The organism is Streptomyces sediminimaris, assembly GCF_047049295.1.
Lineage (GTDB): Bacteria > Actinomycetota > Actinomycetes > Streptomycetales > Streptomycetaceae > Streptomyces > Streptomyces sediminimaris.
Window position 1 is genome coordinate 3574588 of sequence record NZ_JBJWOT010000001.1, and the last position, 17087, is coordinate 3591674.

The 17087-nt window shown below is 72.1% G+C and carries 13 protein-coding genes; 3 read left to right on the top strand and 10 right to left on the bottom strand.

Annotation, left to right across the window (positions count from 1 at the left end):
* Positions 1–50 precede the first annotated feature (50 nt).
* Positions 51–1742: a sodium:solute symporter family protein gene (locus ACJ9NR_RS16465; RefSeq protein ID WP_412488310.1), complete on the top strand. Its 1692-nt coding sequence runs from the start codon at positions 51–53 to the stop codon at positions 1740–1742.
* 29 nt (positions 1743–1771) lie between these two features.
* A complete protein-coding gene (locus ACJ9NR_RS16470; protein WP_412488311.1) occupies positions 1772–2125 on the top strand; it encodes a hypothetical protein in 354 nt (117 codons plus the stop codon).
* Positions 2126–2347: 222 nt separating this feature from the next.
* On the opposite strand, the gene ACJ9NR_RS16475 is transcribed toward ACJ9NR_RS16470, so the two are convergent.
* The 10 genes from ACJ9NR_RS16475 to rsmI form a co-directional block, all read right to left on the bottom strand.
* Positions 2348–3073, bottom strand: coding sequence for a helix-turn-helix transcriptional regulator (locus tag ACJ9NR_RS16475; RefSeq protein ID WP_412488312.1), 726 nt, complete (start codon positions 3071–3073; stop codon positions 2348–2350).
* Between the two features lie 266 nt (positions 3074–3339).
* Positions 3340–5190: an outer membrane protein assembly factor BamB family protein gene (locus ACJ9NR_RS16480; protein WP_412488313.1), complete on the bottom strand. Its 1851-nt coding sequence runs from the start codon at positions 5188–5190 to the stop codon at positions 3340–3342.
* A 52-nt stretch (positions 5191–5242) separates the two neighbouring features.
* Positions 5243–7045, bottom strand: coding sequence for an outer membrane protein assembly factor BamB family protein (locus ACJ9NR_RS16485; protein WP_412488314.1), 1803 nt, complete (start codon positions 7043–7045; stop codon positions 5243–5245).
* 192 nt (positions 7046–7237) lie between these two features.
* A complete protein-coding gene (locus tag ACJ9NR_RS16490; RefSeq protein WP_412488315.1) occupies positions 7238–9043 on the bottom strand; it encodes an ABC-F family ATP-binding cassette domain-containing protein in 1806 nt (601 codons plus the stop codon).
* A gap of 109 nt (positions 9044–9152) precedes the next feature.
* The gene (locus ACJ9NR_RS16495) at positions 9153–10067 is read right to left on the bottom strand and encodes a 4-(cytidine 5'-diphospho)-2-C-methyl-D-erythritol kinase (RefSeq protein WP_412488316.1); all 915 of its coding nucleotides are present in this window, start codon (positions 10065–10067) and stop codon (positions 9153–9155) included.
* The gene (gene rsmA / locus ACJ9NR_RS16500) at positions 10064–10948 is read right to left on the bottom strand and encodes a 16S rRNA (adenine(1518)-N(6)/adenine(1519)-N(6))-dimethyltransferase RsmA (RefSeq protein WP_412488317.1); all 885 of its coding nucleotides are present in this window, start codon (positions 10946–10948) and stop codon (positions 10064–10066) included. The genes ACJ9NR_RS16495 and rsmA overlap by 4 nt, the downstream gene beginning before the upstream one ends.
* 94 nt (positions 10949–11042) lie before the next feature.
* Entirely contained in the window at positions 11043–12419 is a 1377-nt protein-coding gene (locus ACJ9NR_RS16505; RefSeq protein ID WP_412488318.1) for a resuscitation-promoting factor, read from the bottom strand.
* A gap of 166 nt (positions 12420–12585) precedes the next feature.
* Positions 12586–13485 carry a TatD family hydrolase gene (locus ACJ9NR_RS16510; RefSeq protein ID WP_412488319.1) on the bottom strand — a complete coding sequence of 300 codons (900 nt, stop codon included), beginning with the start codon at positions 13483–13485 and terminating at the stop codon, positions 12586–12588.
* A 48-nt stretch (positions 13486–13533) separates the two neighbouring features.
* The gene (locus ACJ9NR_RS16515; RefSeq protein WP_412488320.1) at positions 13534–13977 is read right to left on the bottom strand and encodes a hypothetical protein; all 444 of its coding nucleotides are present in this window, start codon (positions 13975–13977) and stop codon (positions 13534–13536) included.
* Positions 13978–14235: 258 nt separating this feature from the next.
* Complete coding sequence (gene rsmI / locus ACJ9NR_RS16520) at positions 14236–15084, bottom strand: 16S rRNA (cytidine(1402)-2'-O)-methyltransferase (protein WP_412488321.1); 849 nt, start codon at positions 15082–15084, stop codon at positions 14236–14238.
* A 122-nt stretch (positions 15085–15206) separates the two neighbouring features.
* Between rsmI and ACJ9NR_RS16525 the strand changes: the two genes are divergently transcribed.
* Positions 15207–16949 carry a dolichyl-phosphate-mannose--protein mannosyltransferase gene (locus tag ACJ9NR_RS16525; protein WP_412488322.1) on the top strand — a complete coding sequence of 581 codons (1743 nt, stop codon included), beginning with the start codon at positions 15207–15209 and terminating at the stop codon, positions 16947–16949.
* Positions 16950–17087: the final 138 nt, after the last annotated feature.

A 17087-nucleotide genomic window follows, 5' to 3' on the forward strand; every position in this document is an offset into this window, starting at 1 on the left:
AGAGGCGTAGTTTCCGCTCTGGATCAGTTCACGCAACGAAGTGAGTTTCTATGCAAACCCCCACACATCCAGCCGTGCAGCTGGCCGCCGAGCTACGACTCCCCACCAACGGGCTCGACTACACGATCCTCGGCATCTACTTCGCCGTGGTCCTCGGCATCGGCTTCGCGGCCCGCAGATCGGTGAAGACCAGCCTCGACTTCTTCCTCTCGGGACGCTCGCTGCCCGCGTGGATCACCGGCCTCGCCTTCATCTCGGCCAACCTGGCCGCCACCGAGATCCTCGGCATGGCCGCGAACAGCGCGCAGTACGGCGCCTACACCGTGCACTGGTACTGGATCGGCGCCATCCCGGCCATGGTCTTCCTCGGCCTGGTCATGATGCCCTTCTACTACGGCAGCAAGGTGCGCTCGGTCCCCGAGATGCTGCTGCTGCGCTTCGACAAGTGGGCGCACCTGCTGAGCTCCCTGCTGTTCGCCTTCGCCGCCATCCTGATCGCCGGCGTCAACCTGTACGCCCTCGCCATCGTGGTCGAGGCACTGCTGGGCTGGCCGCAGTGGGTGGCGATCGTGGTCGCGGGCGCGTTCGTGCTCGCGTACATCACCCTCGGCGGTCTCTCCTCCGCGATCTACAACGAGGTGCTCCAGTTCTTCGTGATCCTGGCGGCCCTCATCCCGATCGTGGTGCTGGGCCTGAGGAAGGTCGGCGGCTGGGGCGGCCTGACCGACAAGCTCACCGCGACGCACGGCGCGAACTTCACCACCGCCTGGGGCGGCACCGGCATCGGCAGCACCAACCCGCTCGGCGCCAACTGGCTGACGATCGTCCTCGGCCTCGGCTTCGTGCTCTCCTTCGGCTACTGGACCACCAACTTCGCCGAGGTGCAGCGCGCCCTGTCCGCGAAGAACCTCTCCGCCGGGCAGCGCACCCCGCTGATCGCCGCCTACCCGAAGATCTTCATCGTCTTCCTGGTGATGATCCCCGGCCTGGTCGCCGCCGCCCTGGTGCCCAAGTTCGGCACCCCCGGCTCCGGCTACCAGTACAACGACGCCATCCCCTACCTGATGCAGGAACTGCTGCCCAACGGCGTCCTCGGCATCGCGGTGACCGGACTGCTGGCCGCCTTCATGGCGGGCATGGCCGCCAACGTCTCGTCCTTCAACACCGTGTTCACCAACGACATCTGGGCCCGGTACGTCGTCCGGGGCCGCGAGGACGGCTACTACGTCCGCTTCGGCCGCCTGATCACGGTCATCGGCGTCTGCGCCTCGGTCGGCACGGCCTTCCTGGCGTCGTCGTTCTCCAACATCATGGCCTACCTGCAGACGCTGTTCTCCTTCTTCAACGTGCCGATGTTCGTCGTCTTCATCATCGGCATGTTCTGGAAGCGCGCGTCCGCCAGGTCCGGGTTCTGGGGCCTGCTCGCGGGCACCGTGTCGGCGATGGTCAACTACTTCTGGATCTACAAGCAGGGCGTCATCGGCATCCCCTCCGACCAGGGCGCCAACTTCGTCTCCGCGATCGTCGGCTTCGTCACCGGCGCGGTCGTCATGTTCGTGGTGTCCCTGTTCACCAGGCCCAAGCCGGCCGAGGAGCTGGAGGGCCTGGTCTACGGCACCCGCTCCCCGGGCATGGACGAACCACCCGGCGAGGGCGACGACGCCTGGTACCGCAAGCCGGCCCTGCTGGGCTGGGGCGCGATCGCCATCGCCGCCGCCTGCTACATCCCCTTCTCGATCTGACGGCATCCGACTGAGGAGTACGAACCACCATGACCGATCAGTCCCCGAACCCCGGATCCTTCGGATACTCCGAGAAGGACGTCCAGCGCGAGGTCAGCGAGCTGCAGCAGAAGTCCGCGACCGCGGCCCGCATCTTCGACCTCCGCCGCATCATCGGCGGCCTGTTCGTGCTGTACGGGATCATCGTCACGATCACCGGCATCACCGACGGCCAGGCCGCCATCGACAAGGCCCAGGGCGTCAACATCAACCTCTGGACCGGCATCGCCATGCTGCTCCTCGGCGTCTTCTTCCTCGTCTGGCTGACGCTGCGGCCGACGCCGCCCCCCGCCCCGGAGATCACGCCGGGACCGGACGACGAACCGGCCGCGCCGGGCGAGTGAGGACCGCCGGGGCCGCAGACCACGACGGCCCCGGTCCCGGCGGCGGGTGCACGAGGTCCGGCACCGCCCGCTCCGCCGGGCCCGGCGGCGGGTCACGGGGCCGGGTGCGTCCACTGCCCCGGCCGCACGGGGCAGACCCCGTCCCGCCCGCCCGGCCGGGGCCACCCCGCCCGCACACCGACGTCACCCGTCAACCGACACCCGGTGGTGCCGGGTGACGGGTCAGAGCGCCCTCGGCCCCGGGCCCGGCCCGGACTCCGGACCCGCCGGAGGCGAGTGCGGCACCGGTCCCGCTCTGTCCAGCAGGCCCGTCCGGGCCGCCAGGGCCGCCGCCTCCAGACGGGAGCCGACGCCCAGCTTCATCAGGACCCGCTGGACGTGGGTGCGCGCGGTGGACGGGGCGATGCCCATGCCGGCCGCGATCCTCCGGGTGTCCTCGCCGTCGGCGACCCGGACCAGGACCTCGACCTCCCTCGGGGTGAGCATCTGCAGCAGCCGCTGGCCCTCGTCGTCCGGCTGGGCCGCGGGATTGAGCAGTTCGCTGAAGGCTCCCTGGAGCAGCTGCGGGGCCACCGCGGCCTCACCCGCCCGCGCCTTCATGATGGCGCGCTCGACCCCCTCTATGCGCTCGTCGTGGCGTACGTAGCCGGAGGCGCCCGCGGCGAAGGCGGCGGCGATGCCGCGCGGGCTCGGCACCGGCCCCAGCACCAGCACCGCCACCTGCGGCCGCTCCCGTTTGATCTTCACCACCGGGTCGAAGATGCCCGGTTCGGCCGGTGTCGCCGTACCCAGCAGGCACACCTCCGGCGCGCGCGTGATCACCAGCTCCGCCGCCCCCGCCGCGGGCGCCGCCGCGGCGAGCACCCGGTGCCCCCGCAGCTTCAGCGCCGAGGCCAGTGCCTCCGCGAGCAGTCGGTGGTCGTCGACCACCATGAGCCGCACTCCCATCGAGCAACCCCCCAGTCCCCCCAATGGATTTCCACGCCGAGCCCCACTATGGATGTCCACTGGTCCACGCGGAGAGAAGCCCCCTCCCGGCTCCCCCGCTCTTCATGCCCCCGGAAGCTACACGCTTGTTCGACGAAGCGCTCCCCCTACCGGTGATAAGTGCCCCGGATCGACGGAAATTCTGGCATTCGAGGACGATGCGCGGTACGCGCACGGCCCCGCCCCTGAACAGGGACGGGGCCGTCGCGGCCGGGCGGTGCGGGGCGTCAGCCGGAGGCGCCGAAGGCGATCGCCAGGTACTCCTTGTCGCCCGTCGTCGACGGCTTGTCCGCGTAGACCCCGGACATGTAGAGGTGCCCCTGGCTGTAGAGGATCTCGGAGTAGTCCGGCGACATCCGGGTCTCCGCGTCCCGCACCTGCTCCGTGGACGGGTTCTCCAGCAGCTTGGTCTCCTTGAACGAGCCGCCGTCGATGCTGACGATCTGGCCGCCCTTGTCGTACGGCGGGCGCTTGTAGGCGATCACGTTGGCGCCGTCCATGCGCAGTGGCGTGATCGTGTACCCGTCGCCGGCGTCCGCGCGCTGGCCGGTCTGCTTGCCGGTGGCCAGGTCGAACGCGACGATCTCGTTGGTCCGGCTGTAGTTCCCGGTGCCGTCGTGCTGCTCGGTCGGGATGTACAGCTTGCCGTTGCCCACCGCGATGCCGGTGCACGACTCGATCTTCGTGATGCCGTCGCACCTGGCCGCGTACTTGTCGCCGGGCGCGGAGATCCGGGTGATCAGCTTGCCGGTCTTGTTGTCGATGGAGAAGAAGTCCGAGATGCCGCTGCCGTCGCCCGCGCTGTCGCCCACGTCGGCGGCGACCACCAGCGGGTCGGTCGAGACCACGGAGGCGTACTCGATGCCCGTCGTCATCCGGTACTCCGTGATCACCTTCCCGGACCTGGGGTCGATGGTCTGGATGTGCAGCTCACGCTGGTCGTAGGTGCCGCACTTGCGCACGGCGACCAGCTTCGCGCCGCCGCCGTACCCGGCGTCGTAGCAGGTGTCCGTCGGCTTCGGCGCCCACAGGGGCTTGCCGGAGGTGATGTCCCAGGCGGCGCCGCCGCTGGTGCTGCCCGCGGCGACGGTGTTCGCGCTGACCGTCACGTTGTCCAGGCTGATGGGCCGGTCACCGGACTTGACCGTCTTCGTCCACAGCTTCTTGCCCGCGCCCAGGTCGATCGCGGAGACCTGGCTGCACCCGGCCGAGCTGTTCTTCGGCGGCATCTTCGGCTGGTAGACGACGGCCGTCCTGCCGTCCGCCGTGGTGTGGGTGCTGGCCTCGCACACCGGGCCGGGCAGCTTGATGGTCCACAGCTTGGTGCCCTTGTCCCGGTCGTAGCCGTTGATCTCGGCGACGCCGGACTTGACGTACGCCTTGTCGGTGAGCCATGAACCGGACACGACGGTGCTGTCGTCCACCTTGGGCTCCGGGACCTGGAAGAGCACCTTGGAGGCGGGGTCGGACGGCACCTTCTCCGATCCCTTGCCGGACGTGCCGCCGGTGCCGCCCCCGGCGTCCTTGCCGCCGCTGCCGCCGCTGCCGCCGCTGGAGTTCGCAGTGTCGTCCTTCTTGCCCCCGCTCTTGCCGGAGTGCGCGTACCAGATGCCGCCGCCGACGATCAGCGCGATCGCGACGACCGCCGCGACGATGATGGCCAGTTGCGCGTTGATCCCCTTGCGGCCGCCGGGCCGGCCGGGCTGCGGCTGGAGCGGCACGGTCGGCTGCGGATAGCCGTAACCGGGCTGCTGGCCGTAGGGGTTGGGGGTCTGGCCGTACGGGTTCGGCTGCCGGCCGGGGTAGCCGTAGCCCGGCGGCGTCTGCGGCGCCTGCGGCGCCTGCGGGTAGCCGTAGCCGGGCTGCTGCCCGGGCGGCGGCGGGGGCGTCTGCGGGGCGCCGTATCCCGGCTGCTGCGGGGCACCGAAGCCGGGCTGCTGCGGCGGCGCGGGCGGCGTCTGCGGAGGCTGCTGGGGCTGCTGCTCGGCCTTGTCCAGGGACGGCGGTGTGTCCTGCGGCGGGCCGAAACCACCCTGCTGGGGCGGCTCGTTGGGCGGCGGGGGCGGGGGCTGGGTCATGACGTGGGCACCTCGGGGAGGAACGGCGGGGACGGCACGGGCGAAGGAGGAGTCACTTGCCGTAGGCGAGCATCAACTTCTCCTTCGTGTCGTCGTTGCCGTTCAGCCGGGTGGTCGAGAGGTAGAAGCGCCCGTCGACCCAGTCGAAGTCCTTGGAGAAGAAGCCGTTCTCGACCTGCGCGGCGCCGGAAGGGTTCTGCAGCAGCTTCACCGGCTTGTGGCCGGAACCGCCGGTCGCGATCGACACGACCTCGCCGCCCGCGTCGTACGAGGGCTCCACGTAGGCGATGAGCTTGCCGCCCTCCGTCCTGATCGGCAGCATCGTTTCGTCCGCCGGGGACTTCACCCGCCACTTCTCCTTGCCGGTGGCGAGGTTGATCGCGACGACCTCGTTGGCGCCGGTGGTCGCCTCGGTCGGCAGGTAGAGGGTGCTCGCGTCGGAGGCCACGCCCTTGCAGCCCTGGAGGTCACGCTGGAGGATCGCCCAGCCGCACTGGGGGGCGAAGTGCTCGTCGAAGCTCACCTGCGACCTGAAGGTGCCGTTGGAGTTGAAGGCGGAGATGTTCCACGCCTTCTTGTCCTCGTTCGTGCTGTAGACCACCAGCGGGTCGACCGAGTACGTCCGCGCGACCGTCCAGCCCTTGGCGAACTTCCGCGTCCACCTGGCCTTGCCGGTCTTCGGGTCGAGCTCCTGCATCTCGTCGTGCTCCTTCGACCCGGTGGCGTCGCAGGAGGACACGGCGATCAGCCTGCTGCCGCCGGCGAAGGCCGTCGGGAAGCACGCGTCGCCGTACTTCTGCTTGTCGAAGAGCTTCTTGCCGGAGTCGATGTCGTACGCCACTCCCGACTGCGAGCGGCCCACCATCAGCGTCCCGCCGGTGACGGACAGGGAGACGGTGATGGTGCTGTCGAAGAGCGCGCCCTCGCCGAGCTGCGTCTTCCAGCCCTTCTTGCCGGTGGCCAGGTCGATCTGCTGGAGCTGGTTGCACTTCGCGCGGTCGCTGGTGCCGCTCTCGTACGCCACCACGACCTTGCCGTCGGACGACTGCCGCGGGGTGACGGCGCAGATCTTCTGCGGGAAGGTGATCGGGTCCCAGGCGGGGTTGCCGTTGCCGACGTCGTAGGCGACGACTTCCTTGTACGCCGCCTTCACCGCCGTCTTGTCGGTGATCCACATGCCGGGGGCGTCGGCACCCGAACCGGGCGCGTCCGGCGCCTCCTTGTACCAGAGCACCTTCGCCTCGCCCGGCCGGCGGCCGGAGTTGAGGTCCTCGGGGTCCGCGCCGCCGTCGCCGCTGCCGTCACCGGGGTTGACCGGGACACTGGCGGAGGGCTTCGGGTCGTCGCTCTTGCGGGCGACCACCGGCTTCTTGCCGTCGCCGCCACCACCGCTGGTCAGGGCGAAGACAGTGCCGCCGATGACGACCAGTGCGGCGACCGCCGCGCCGATGGCGAGAGCGGGCCTGCCCTTGAACGGGTTCCTGGAGCCGGAGCCGGGCGGCGGGGTGCCGGGCGCGCCGGGGAACTGCGGCTGCGGATAGCCGTGAGGGGGCTGCGGGCCGTACGGGCCGGGCTGCGCGTAGGGACCGGCCGGCCCGCCGTAGGGACCGGGCTGGGCATAGGGGCCGGGCTGCCCGTACGGGCCGGGCGGCGGGGAGTACGGGCCGGGCTGCTGCGGTACCTGCGGGTAGCCGTAGCCGGGCTGGGGGGCGCCGGGCGGCGGGGACTGCGGGGGCGGCGGCGTCTGGGGCGGGCCCTGCGGCGGTGGCGGACCCTGCGGCGGCGGTGGAGTCTGCGGAGCTCCGAAACCGCCCTGCGGCTCCGGCCGCGGCGGCTGGCTGGGCGGCTGAGTCATCAGCGCGTCTCCCCCTCGTTCACTGATTTTTAGCCACGCCCTGAGGTACGTGATGACCCAGAGTCGCACTCAGAAAGTTCTCAGACGGCTCTTTCTATCACTCGGTACCGACACCGCACCGGGCCGTCTCACCCCCTGTTCCCAAGGGAGGACCGGCCCGTGACGCCCCTGTTATGCGCCTTCACGCACCCTTCACGCGTCCTCGGCCAGTTCCAGCCACCGCAGCTCCAGTTCCTCCCGTTCGCCCGTCAGGCCGCGCAGCTCCGCGTCCAGTTCGGCGACCTTCGCGAAGTCGGTGGCGTTCTCGGCGATGCGCGTGTGCAGCTTCGCCTCCCGCTCGGAGATCCTGTCGAGCTGCCGCTCGATCTTCTGCAGCTCCTTCTTGGCGGCGCGCTGGTCGGCGGCGCTCTTCTCGGGCGCGGCCTTCTGGGGGGCCTGCGGGGCGGAGGCGGCCGCCGCCTCCTCCATCTTCCGGCGGCGCTCCAGGTATTCGTCGATGCCGCGCGGCAGCATCCGCAGGGTGGCGTCGCCGAGCAGGGCGAACACCCGGTCGGTGGTGCGCTCGACGAAGAACCGGTCGTGGGAGATGACGATCATCGAGCCGGGCCAGCCGTCGAGGACGTCCTCGAGCTGGGTCAGGGTCTCGATGTCGAGGTCGTTGGTGGGCTCGTCGAGGAAGAGGACGTTGGGCTCGTCCATGAGCAGCCGCAGCAGCTGCAGCCGGCGCCGCTCACCGCCGGAGAGGTCCCCGACGGGCGTCCACTGCTTCTCCTTGCTGAAGCCGAACGTCTCGCAGAGCTGCCCGGCGGTCATCTCCCGGCCCTTGCCGAGGTCCACGCGCTCGCGGACCTGCTGGACGGCCTCCAGGACCCGCAGCTGCGGGCTGAGCTCGGCGACCTCCTGGGAGAGGTAGGCGAGCCTGACCGTCCTGCCGACGGCGACCCGCCCGCCGGCGGGCTGTACCTCGCCCTCGCTGCGGGCGGCGTCCGCCATGGCCCGCAGCAGGGAGGTCTTGCCGGCGCCGTTGACCCCGACGAGGCCGATCCGGTCGCCGGGCCCGAGCTGCCAGGTGACGTGCTTGAGCAGCACCTTGGGGCCGGCCTGGACGGTGACGTCCTCCAGGTCGAAGACGGTCTTGCCCAGCCGCGAGGAGGCGAACCGCATCAGCTCGCTGCTGTCCCGGGGCGGCGGTACGTCCTTGATGAGCTCGTTGGCCGCCTCGACGCGGAAGCGGGGCTTGGACGTACGGGCGGGGGCTCCGCGGCGCAGCCAGGCGAGCTCCTTGCGGACCAGGTTCTGCCGCTTGGTCTCCTCGGTGGCGGCGATCCGCTCGCGCTCGGCGCGGGCGAAGACGTAGTCGGAGTAGCCGCCCTCGTACTCGTAGACGGCACCGCGCTGCACGTCCCACATGCGCGTGCAGACCTGGTCGAGGAACCACCGGTCGTGGGTCACGCACACGAGCGCGGAGCGCCGCTCGCGCAGGTGCCGGGCGAGCCAGGCGATGCCCTCGACGTCGAGGTGGTTGGTGGGCTCGTCGAGGACGAGCAGGTCCTGCTCCTCGATGAGCAGCTTGGCGAGGGCGATACGGCGCCGCTCGCCGCCGGAGAGCGGTCCGATGACGGTGTCCAGGCCCTGCGGGAAGCCCGGCAGGTCGAGGCCGCCGAACAGGCCGGTGAGCACGTCGCGGATCTTGGCGTTGCCCGCCCACTCGTGGTCGGCCAGGTCCCGGATGACCTCGTGGCGGACGGTGGCCCCGGGGTCGAGGGAGTCGTGCTGCGTGAGCACGCCCGCGCGCAGTCCGCCGGAGTGGGTGACCCGCCCCGTGTCGGCCTCCTCCAGCTTGGCGAGCATCCGGATGAGGGTCGTCTTGCCGTCGCCGTTGCGCCCCACGACGCCGATCCGGTCGCCTTCGGAGACGCCGAGGGAGACGCCGTCGAGGAGGGCACGGGTGCCGTACACCTTGCTGACGTTCTCGACATTGACCAGATTGACGGCCATGACTCTCCTGCCCCGGGGATCGATCGACCCTCCAGGGTAGTCGGCCGCGGGCACCGCCTCTCACGGGTACGGCAACGGGTGGGCCGGCGGCGGGCCCCGCGCCCCGGGGTCAGCCGCCCGTGACCGGCGCGCCCAGCACCGTCGCGCCCGGTGCGGGAGCCGGCGCCGTGCGCACCGTCCGGCAGGTGCCGGACGCCGTCAGCGCCCGCGCCACCCTCTCCGCCGACTCCGCGTCCCGGGCGAGGAAGGCCGTGGTGGGTCCGGAGCCGGAGACGAGGCCGGCGAGGGCGCCGGCGGCGCGGCCGGCCGCGAGGGTGTCGGCGAGGCCGGGGAAGAGGGAGAGGGCGGCGGGCTGGAGGTCGTTGGAGACGGCCGCGGCGAGCGCCTCCGGGTCGCCCTTGGCGAGGGCCTCGGCGATCTCCTCGGAGGCGACGGGTCCGTGGATCTCCAGCCCCTCCGCCAGCCGGTCGAACTCGCGGAAGACGGCCGGGGTCGACAGCCCGCGGCCGGCCATCGCGAAGACCCAGTGGAAGGTGCCGCCGACCTCGAGCACCCGCAGCTTCTCGCCCCGCCCGGTGCCCAGGGCCGCCCCGCCGACCAGGGCGAAGGGCACGTCGCTGCCCAGCTCGGCGCAGATGGAGAGCAGTTCGGCCCGGGAGGCGCCCGTCTGCCAGAGCGTGTCGCAGGCCAGCAGCGCGCCCGCGCCGTCCGCGCTGCCGCCGGCCATGCCGCCCGCGACCGGGATGTCCTTGGCGATGTGCAGGTGCACGTTCGGCTCGATGCCGCGCCGCCCGGCGAGCGCGAGGGCCGCGCGGGCCGCCAGGTTGGTGGTGTCCAGGGGCACCTCCCCGGCGTCCGGCCCCTCGCAGGTGACGCGCAGCGCGTCGGCGGGCGTCGCGGTGACCTCGTCGTGGAGGCCGACCGCGAGGAAGACGTTGGCCAGGTCGTGGAAGCCGTCGGGGCGGGCTGCGCCCACCGCGAGCTGGACGTTGACCTTGGCGGGGACGCGGACGGTGACGCTCACTTGTGACCCTGCTCCTTGTGCTCTGCGTGCTCCGCGATGCGGGCGAACTCCTCGACCGTCAGGTCCTCCCCGCGCGCCTGCGGCGACACCCCGGCGGCCACGAGGGCCGCCTCCGCCGCGGCGGCCGAGCCGGCCCATCCGGCGAGCGCGGCCCGCAGCGTCTTGCGCCGCTGGGCGAACGCGGCGTCGACGACGGCGAACACCTCGCGCCGCGAGGCGGTGGTGGCGACCGGTTCGGACCTGCGCACGAGCGAGACGAGACCGCTGTCGACGTTCGGCGCGGGCCAGAAGACGGTGCGTCCGATGGCGCCCGCCCGCTTGACCTCGGCGTACCAGTTGGCCTTCACGGACGGGACGCCGTACACCTTCGAGCCGGGCGCGGCGGCGAGGCGGTCGGCGACCTCCGACTGGACCATGACGAGGGTGCGCTCGATGCTCGGGAAGGTCTCGAGCATGTGCAGCAGGACGGGCACGGCGACGTTGTAGGGGAGGTTCGCGACCAGGGCGGTCGGGGCGGGGCCGGGCAGTTCGGTGACGTCCATCGCGTCGCGGTGCACGAGCGCGAAACGGTCCGCGCGCTCCGGCGTCCGGGCCGCGACGGTGGCGGGCAGCGCGGCGGCCAGGACGTCGTCGATCTCCACCGCGGTGACCCGGCCGGCGGCCTCCAGCAGCGCCAGCGTCAGGGAGCCGAGCCCCGGTCCGACCTCCACCACCACGTCGTCCGGCCGGACGTCGGCGGTGCGTACGATCCGCCGGACGGTGTTCGCGTCGATCACGAAGTTCTGACCGCGCTGCTTGGTCGGCCGGACACCGAGGGCCGCCGCGAGTTCGCGGACGTCGGCGGGGCCCAGGAGGGCGTCGGGGACGGGGCTGGTGCTCACGGCGACAAGGGTACGGGGCGGTGCCCGGGCCCGCGCCGGAGGTGGCGGGCGGAAGGCGGCGACGGCGCTGCCGGCGGCGCGCCCGGGCCGCCGCTCACCCGTGCAGCCGCGCCCCGCAGTGCGGCCAGGGGTTCGCCCCGCGGCGCACGTACAGCTTCTTCGCGCGCAGCGTCTGCTCCTCTTCCGAGGCGTCCTGCGGCCGCCCGCTGCCGCCGAGGCCGTGCCAGGTCCGGGAGTCGAGCTGGTACAGGCCGCCGTAGGTCCCCGAGGGGTCGACGGCGTCCGGCCGGCCGCCCGACTCGCAGGCCGCGAGGCCCCGCCAGTTGAGGCCGTCGGCGCCGTGCACGGAGGTCGGCATCGCCTTGGTGCCCACCCTCACGACCTCGGGCCGCGGCTCGCGCACCACCTCCGCACCGGTCCTGCGGGGCTTCTGCCGCACGCCGTTGACGATGCGCAGGGAGTAGGTGACCCGCCGCAGCCCCGGCTGCCCCGCGCGCTCGACGACCTCCGTGCCCCTGAACAGCGAGGGGTCCTCGGTGCGCCGCACCTTGAACGGGATCGCCTCCTCGCGGACCTCCTTGGTGCCCCTGATCCGCAGCACGGTGACGGTCTGCCCGTCGCGCGGGAAGCTGTCCGCCGGGACGGAGGTGGTGTCCTGGCCGTGCAGGGTGACCCCGGCCTCCTCCACGACCTCCCCCACGGTCGCCGCGTTGGTGCGGACCGTGCGGGCGCGGCCGTCGGCCATGACCGTCACGGAGCGCTCGGTGCGCACGTCGAGGGTGAGCCCGTGGCGTCCGATGGGCATGGAGCGCGAACTGGACAGGTACGCGCCCTCCGCGCGCACCCCGAACTGCTCCAGCGCCTCCCGCACCGTGTGCGCCGTCGTCCACACCTCGTGCCGGTGCCCGTCGAGGGTGAGCCGTACGGGACGGCCGAAGTGCACGCTGACCTCGTCACCGCTGGCGAGCTTCGTGCCGGGGGCGGGCGCGACCACGTCGTGCGCCCCGACGTCGACGTTCTCCTGCGCGAGCAGTTCGGTGACGTCGTCGGCGAAGGTGTGCAGGGTGCGCGGCCTGCCGTCGACGTTCAGCTCGACCGCCTTGTCCTTGGCGACGAAGGCGGTGGTGCCGCCGGCCAGGAAGGCGACGACCAGTGCCTGCGGCAGCAGCCGGCGCACCGTGCCGTCCGGGCGCTCGCCGTAGCGCGCCTTGCGCCGCCGCGCGCCCCTCCGCCCCGCCGCGGTCCGCCCGGCGGGCTCGGGTGCCCCGGGTGCCTCGGGGGCGTCGGCGGGCCGGGGGACCGCGTGGGCGGGCCGGTAGGTGTCCTGGTGGGCGCCGGGCATTCCGTACGCCAGCGTCTGCGCGCTGTGCACGTCGAATCCGCCGTACTCCGGCGGCCGGTACGCCGGGTCCGGCCCGTGCGCCTCGTACGTCTCGTACACCTCGTACACCTCGTACTGCGACCTGCTCACGCCGACACGCTCCAGGGGCCGTAGGGGTCCAGAAGGGTCCGGATCGGGCCATCAGAACCTAGCGGAGCCCGGGTCACTCTCCAAAGCCATGTCACTACACAGAGTGGCGGTAGGGCCCGGGATGACGATCCGTCGGTGTTATCCGAGGGTTATGAATCATCCACCCTCAGTAGTCGAAGGCGCGCGCCGTGTTCGCCGCGAGGGCTGTCGCCAGCGCGTCCTCGCCGATGCCGCGTACGGCCGCCATGGCGCGCACCGTGACCGGAATGAGATACGGGGCGTTGGGCCGTCCGCGGTACGGCGCCGGCGTCAGGAAGGGCGCGTCGGTCTCCACCAGGACCAGCTCCAGCGGCGCCACGGCCAGCGCGTCCCGCAGGTTCTGGGCGTTCTTGAAGGTGACGTTGCCGGCGAAGGACATGAAGTATCCGGCGCGGGCGCACACCCGCGCCATCTCCGCGTCGCCGGAGTAGCAGTGGAACACCGTCCGCTCGGGCGCGCCCTCCTCCTTGAGCACGCGCATCACGTCGTCGTGGGCGTCGCGGTCGTGGATGACCAGGGCCTTGCCGTGCCGCTTGGCGATCTCGATGTGGGCGCGGAAGGAGGACTCCTGCGCCTCCTTGCCCCCGGGCCCGGTGCGGAAGAAGTCCAGGCCGGTCTCGCCGACGCCCTTGACCTGCGGGAGCGCGGCCAGGCGCTCGATCTCCGCGAGCGCCTCCTCGAGCGCCGCCGTGCCGCCCGGCTCGCGCGCCCCCTGCCGCGACCACCCGTCGGGGTCCCCGTGCACGATGCGCGGCGCCTCGTTGGGGTGCAGCGCGACGGTCGCCCGGACGGCGTCGTACCGCTCCGCCGTCTCGGCGGCCCATCGCGAGCCGCGCACGTCGCAGCCGACCTGCACGACCGTCGTCACGCCCACCGAGGCGGCCTTCGCGAGCCCTTCCTCCACCGTGCCGGACTGCATGTCGAGATGGGTGTGGGAGTCGGCGACGGCCACCCGGAGGGGTTCCGGGAGCGGCGGCTCGCTCTTCTCGACGGTCTTCTCACGGGGGCCGGAGGTGTTCGAAGGCATGCCCCGATCCTACGGAAGGGGGCATGCCCGCCCCGCCGCCCGCAGCCGTCAGCTCGCCCTGCGCCGGAAGGGGTGCAGGAGGTCGGACAGGTGCCAGTGGTGACGGCCGCGCTCGCGGTGCGCGGAGTCCCCGGAAGCCTCGCTGTCCCCGGCGCTCCCGGTCCCCGGCCGCGGTGCCCCGACGGGCCCGGCCGCGGGCACCTCGTGGTACCGGTGCACCGCCTCCCGGGCCGAGGAGACCCGCCCGGGGCGCATGATCCGCAGCACGTGACTGTCGCAGTTGTGGCACGTCGGCCTGGTCAGCGGGGACGGGACGACCTGCCCGCCCGCCACGTACATCACGAACTCGTGGCCGTCGGCGTCCATGTGGTGCTCTATCTCGTACGACTGCTCCCAGCCGTGCCCGCAGTGCATGCAGGCGAAGGAATACGACTCGTGGACGACAGCGGTGGCCGCGCCGCGGAGGCCGGTGTGCCCTGCGATCTCGCTCATGCCAGCTCCTCTTGTCCGCTGGACAAAGGGACCGATACGTCCCCTTCAACCAGTGGACGCTTCTGCCGCGGCGAATGCATCAGGCCTGTCGACTGTTGGAGGCGATTTGGGCCTTCCTTGCCATACCGGCCCCGGCGGGGCGGCGGGGGCTTTGCTTTCCGCGACAGCCCTTTGCCTGCGCGTGGGGCGCTCGCTCAGCGGAGATGCGCCCTGCTCAGAGGGGGTGTGACGCAAGTTGCCGACTGCTCAGGCGCCACTTCAGGAAGCGGCGTTCTTCGCGGCCACAACCGCGTCGAACACCTCACGTTTCGGCAGTCCCGCCGCCGCCGCGACGGCCGCGATCGCCTCCTTGCGCCGCTCCCCTGCCTCCTCCCGCACCCGCACCCGGCGCACCAGTTCGGCGGCGTCCAGCTCCTCGGGCCCGGTCTCGGGCGCCCCCTCGACGACCACGGTGATCTCGCCGCGCACGCCCTCGGCCGCCCACTCCGCCAGCTCGGCCAGGGTGCCGCGCCTGACCTCCTCGTACGTCTTGGTCAGCTCCCGGCAGACGGCGGCGCGCCGCTCGGCCCCGAACGCCTCGGCCATCGCGGCGAGGGTGTCGCCGAGCCGGTGCGGGGCCTCGAAGTAGACCAGGGTGCGCCGCTCCCCCGCGGCCTCCCGCAGCCGGGTCAGCCGCTCCCCCGCCTTGCGCGGCGGGAACCCCTCGAAGCAGAACCGGTCCACGGGCAGCCCGGACAGCGCCAGCGCGGTGAGCACGGCGGACGGGCCGGGCACGGCGGTGACCCGGACGTCCTGCTCGACGGCGGCGGCGACCAGCCGGTAGCCGGGGTCGGACACCGAGGGCATCCCGGCGTCCGTGACGAGCAGCACGCGAGCACCGTTCACGAGTTCCCCGACCAGTTCGGGCGTACGGGCCGACTCGTTGCCCTCGAAGTACGACACGATCCGCCCCTTGGGCGTCACCCCGAGGGCGTGCGTCAGCCGCCGCAGCCGCCGGGTGTCCTCGGCCGCGACCACGTCGGCCCCGGCCAGCTCCTCGGCCAGCCGGGGCGGAGCGTCCGCGACGTCGCCGATGGGGGTGCCCGCCAGGACAAGGGTTCCAGTCACGCCCCCATCCTCGCAGGACCCGCCCGCCCGGCACCCCCGGGTGGGGCCCCCGGCCGGACGCGTACCGGCCCGTTACCGCCCATGCACGGGACTCACACAGCACGGTTCCCTACGATGGCGCGGTGACCAGTACCGCGTCCTCCCCGGACACCCGGCAAGGCCAGGCCCCGCGAGACCAGCGGCCGTCGTGGCAGCAGCGGCTGCGCCGCTTCGGCCACACGACCGGGCCCAGCAGCGACGTACGGGAGCGTCTGGTGCCGCCGTACGTCCGGCCGGGCCCGCGGGTGTGGCAGGTCCTCGGAGTGCCGCCGGCGCTCGCCGAGCGGATCGCGCGCTGGTCGGGCTGGGGCGGTCCGCTGCTGGTCACGCTGATGGCGGGCGTGATGCGGTTCTGGCACCTGGGCAGCCCGAAGGCGGTGATATTCGACGAGACGTACTACGCCAAGGACGCCTGGGCGCTCGTCCACCGCGGCTTCGAGGTCAACTGGGACAAGAACGCCAACGACCTGATCCTGCAGACGCACGGGCACGTGACGATCCCGTCCGACGCCTCGTACGTCGTGCATCCGCCGGTCGGCAAGTACGTCATCGGGCTCGGCGAGCTGATGTTCGGCTTCGACCCGTTCGGCTGGCGGTTCATGACCGCGCTGCTCGGCACGCTGTCGGTGCTGATGCTGTGCCGCATCGGGCGACGCATCTTCCGCTCGACCTTCCTCGGCTGCCTCGCGGGCGCGCTGATGGCGGTGGACGGGCTGGCCTTCGTGATGGCCCGCACCTCGCTGCTCGACGGCGTGCTGACGTTCTTCGTGCTGGCCGCGTTCGGGTGCCTGGTCATCGACCGCGACCGGGTCCGGGAGAAACTCGCCGCCGCGCTGCCGGCCGACGCGGACGGAAGGGTCCGCCCGGACGCCCACACCGCGGAGCACACCCGCCTGGGATGGCGCCCCTGGCGCTGGGCGGCCGGCCTGATGCTCGGCCTCGCCACCGGCACCAAGTGGAACGGCCTGTACATCCTGGCCGCCTTCTGCGTGATGGCGGTCCTGTGGGACGTCGGCTCGCGCAGGGTGGCCGGCGCGCGGCACCCGTACAGCACGGTCCTCAAGCGGGACACGGGCATCACGGTCCTGGCGACGGTGCCGGTGGCCATCGCCACCTACCTGCTCTCCTGGATCGGCTGGATCCTCTCCCCCACGGACGGCTCCGGCGGCTACTTCCGCAACTGGGCCGCCACCGACGGCAGGGGCGGTCACTGGACCTGGCTGTTCCCGGACTGGTGGCGCAGCCTGTGGCACTACGAGTACGAGGTCTACAAGTTCCACGTCGGCCTGTCCTCGCCGCACACGTACATGTCCAACCCGTGGAGCTGGCTGATCGACGGCCGCCCGGTGTCGTACTTCTACGAGTCCCCCTCGCCCGGCACGGACGGCTGCCCCGCCGACGCGGGCGGGAAGTGCGCCCGCGAGGTCCTGGCGATCGGCACGCCGCTGCTGTGGTGGGTGGCCTGCTTCGCGGTCCTGTACATCCTGTGGCGCTGGTTCTTCCGCCGGGACTGGCGCGCGGGCGCGATCGCCTGCGGCATCGCGGCCGGCTACCTCCCGTGGTTCCACTACCAGGAACGGACGATCTTCTACTTCTACGCCATCGTCTTCCTGCCGTTCCTGTGCCTGGCGGTGGCGATGCTCCTCGGCGCGATCATCGGCCCGCCCGGCTCCAGCGACACCCGCCGCGTGGCGGGAGCGACCGGCGCGGGCGTCCTGGTCCTGCTGATCGCCTGGAACTTCATCTTCTTCTGGCCCCTGTACACCGGCACCGCGATCCCGATCGACCAGTGGCGCTCGCGGATGTGGCTGGATACGTGGGTGTAGCGGCGGCCCGGCGCTAACGATCGGGGAACACCCTCCCCACGCGTCACCCGCACCGCGTAGGGTGCGGTGCGGGATGTTTCTTGAACACGTTCAGAAAGCATCCCGCACACCACTGGGGAACGGGGAGGGGGCCCATTT